Source organism: Bacteroidales bacterium, from assembly GCA_021157585.1.
Classification (GTDB): domain Bacteria; phylum Bacteroidota; class Bacteroidia; order Bacteroidales; family UBA12170; genus UBA12170.
Genome location: JAGGWH010000087.1, coordinates 1 through 3,122, shown reverse-complemented (window position 1 = coordinate 3,122; position 3,122 = coordinate 1). Strand labels below are relative to the sequence as shown.

Genomic DNA, 3,122 nt, shown 5'->3' with positions numbered 1-3,122 from the left:
GGATCCGCTGAATTTGCCTTGTGCCAAAGGACTATAGGCTTGAATGCTCATCTTGTTTTTAGCCGAATAGCCTAAAAGATCTCCCATTCCTGAGTTTTTTGGCGATTCTTCACGGTTCACCCAAACTTCTAAATCTAAAAGTAAAGGGTGATCTAAGCTTAATTCTACTTGATTGCTAAATAGTGGTTCATCAAGGAAGGATTGTAGTAATTTGATTTGCGAAACGGACATATTACTAACTCCAAAAGTTTTTACTTTTTCTGATGTTTTGAGCAAGTGTAGGGTCTCCGCTAATTCTTCCATCGAAGTTAATGGATCGGGGCGGTGTAGGAGCAATGCATCTAAATAATCTGTCGATAATCGTTTTAGGATCTTATCGACTTGAGAATTTACATAGTTTCTAGAGAGGTTGTAGATGCTTGAATGGAGCGGTCCAGCATTTAAAATAATTCCAGTTTTTGATTGAATAAAAAGTTTCTCACGTAGCGAACGGTTTCTCTTTATGTAGTTTCCAAAAGCTTGTTCGGCTTTACCAAAAGTATAGATGTCAGCGTGATCGAAATGAGTTATTCCAAACTCAATAACAGACTCAATTACCGTATCTGCTTTTTTTTGGTCTTGGTTAGAAAGGGGTGAAGAATCCCAAGATCCCCCAAGTCCCATACATCCATAAATTAGATTTCTTTTATTCATATTTATGTTTTACTGCGTTGATAATTTGTTCAAATAATTGATTTTCATTGAAATAGAAGGTGCTGAGGTTAAGCCTTCTGTTTTCATCGTTCAACGGTCTAAAAGTACAAAAAAGATAGATTTAACTTTGCTTTTCTCAGACGAATCAACAGATTAAGAAAGACCAAGAAGATATGGAGAATCTCCCTAAAATATTAGCTGAAAATGTGTGCCTTCTCTGGCATTAGAATTAATGTTGATTTGGATATCGTGATAATCAGAAATTTGTTTAACCAAAGCCAAACCCAAGCCAAAACTCTCTTTTTGCTTCCCGAATTTTTTAAAGCGATCAAAAATATAAGGAAGCTCCGTTTCGCTAATTCCAGGTCCATTATCTTTAATATCAAGTTGCAAGCGATTGTCTTTTTTCTCTAGTACAAGCGATATTTTTCCTTTCTCGGGCGTATATTTAATCGCATTGCTAATTAAATTGCTCAAAAGGATGCGTAATAATTCCGTATTGCCCTTTATTGAACTTTCTTTAGCAGAATTATGGAAGCTAATATTTTGTTGTTTTATATCTGCTCTATCCTGAAATTCGCTAAGAATATCCTCGAGCATTTTAGATAAAACAATGGATTCGTTCTTTAGATATTCCTGATTTTCTATTCTGGATAATAGAAGCAAAGCACGTACCATTTTTGTTAAGCGACTCAGGGTTTGTTTTGCTTCAAAAATCTTTCGCATTTTTTCGCCTGAAAGCTCCGTAGTAGATGTGAAATTATCGAGTTTTGTTCTGAGAATACTGATGGGAGTTAGTAGTTCGTGAGATACATTTCCAATAAATTCGCGCTCGGCTTCAAAAGTATTTTCTATCTTATGCATAAGCACGCCAATGCTCGATTGTAGATAATTAAAATCGCTAGTGTTGGTTTGAATTGGGGAGTGATCAAATAGTTTTGGGTGCTGTGTTCCTTTTAGCTTATCAATTATTTTCTCAAAAGGTTTTAAAAGGATTTGAGTAATAGAAAGATCGATAAAAATACTGATGGTAAGCAAGAAAAGTAAAAGGTAGAATGCAAAGCTTTTGAGCTTTTTCTCAAAGCTAATTACGGTGTTAATGCTTTTTCCAATTTCGAGTAAATAAACCTGATTTTCAATTCCGAAAGTAGCTGATATTACACGATAATCGTATATCTCTCCATCAATTTCACGTTTCTGATTATCAATGTATTCGTATAATAATGTGTCGTTTATACTCTCGATAGAGATATACTCTTCTTTTAAAATATTATAACTACCAAAACCCTGAGGAGAATTTTCATTATCAATAAAAACCTCAATTCCATTGGTTTCTATTAAATCGTAAACTTGATCTAGTTTTAGGATCAGCTGATCGTCGGTCTCGCGGATACTCACGGTTCTTACCAACCAAGGAATAACAAAAATAGCCAGTACTATAATGATGCCTTTTGAAAGTGCATTTATAAGTGCAAGCTGATTTTTAAGTTTTGTTTTAGGTAGAAGCATCACCCGAAATAAATTTATACCCAATTCCTCTTAGTGTTTTTATCCACTTTGTTTCGTCAAATTTAGCCAATTTTTTTCGGATATTTTTAATGTGAACATCAATGTAATTAGAATCAAAATCATCTTCAAAGAAATCGCCCCAAATATGTTCAGTGAGCTGTAGCCTGTCTAAAACGCGATTTTTATTTAGTATTAAATAGCGTAGTAAATCATATTCCTTTTTTGTAAGGTCAATAGTTTCCTTTTTGTAAAATAGTTGACGATTTGTAGTGTCGAGTATAAAATTTCCAAACTTTATTTTTGTGCTCTTCTGTCCGAATTTTCTTCTTGTTATAGCTTGTAAACGAGAGTTTAATTCCAACAGAGAAAAAGGTTTGGCTAAATAATCGTCGGCTCCAAATTCAAAACCTTTAAGTTTATCTTCCAATTCACCTTTTGCTGTGAGTACAATAAAATATGCTTCTGATTCATTGTCTCTCGCTTCTTCAATAAGACTTAAACCATTACCATCGGGAAGTCCAATATCTAAAAGGACAAAATCGTAAGGATTGCAAGCTAATAATTCCGATGCTTGACTTTTGCTTGCTGCCCAATCGCAATTAAAATGTTCCGTTTCTAGAAACTGTATGAGTTCTGTAGCTAAGCTTTTTTCGTCTTCAACAATAAGTAAACGCATAATACTAAATGTTTGGAGTGTAAAATATTGAAAATAATACCCCGCTTTGGTTTTCCCAATTAAGTTTACTCAATTTTGCTGATGGCCAACTGTAATAGAAATTAAACATAAAACCAACATTGTTAATATTATACACCAAGGGAAAAAATACACTTATACTTTGGTATTCAAATCGGTGACTGTTAAAATTATTTCGACTAAGGTAATTTGTAACTATGTGTTCATAGGTGGGACTTAAGTTTTG

The 3,122-nt window shown here is 33.8% G+C and carries 3 protein-coding genes; all 3 read right to left on the bottom strand.

Going from position 1 to position 3,122, the window contains the following annotated elements:
• The coding region (locus J7K39_05870; protein MCD6179413.1) for an aldo/keto reductase at nucleotides 1–693 on the bottom strand (693 nt) is incomplete at its 3' end.
• 186 nt (nucleotides 694–879) lie between these two features.
• On the bottom strand, nucleotides 880–2,202 hold the full coding sequence (locus J7K39_05865) for a hypothetical protein (GenBank protein MCD6179412.1): 1,323 nt from the start codon (nucleotides 2,200–2,202) through the stop codon (nucleotides 880–882).
• Nucleotides 2,189–2,878 (bottom strand): response regulator transcription factor, encoded by a 690-nt coding sequence (locus J7K39_05860; protein MCD6179411.1) that lies wholly within the window; start codon nucleotides 2,876–2,878, stop codon nucleotides 2,189–2,191. The genes J7K39_05865 and J7K39_05860 overlap by 14 nt, the downstream gene beginning before the upstream one ends.
• Between the last annotated feature and the right edge of the window lie 244 nt (nucleotides 2,879–3,122).

What these genes read in the sequence shown, in the direction of transcription:
- J7K39_05865 (MCD6179412.1), bottom strand. Translation starts at nt 2,202, where the DNA reads ATGCTTCTACCTAAAACAAAACTTAAAAATCAGCTTGCACTTATAAAT.
- J7K39_05860 (MCD6179411.1), bottom strand. Translation starts at nt 2,878, where the DNA reads ATGCGTTTACTTATTGTTGAAGACGAAAAAAGCTTAGCTACAGAACTC.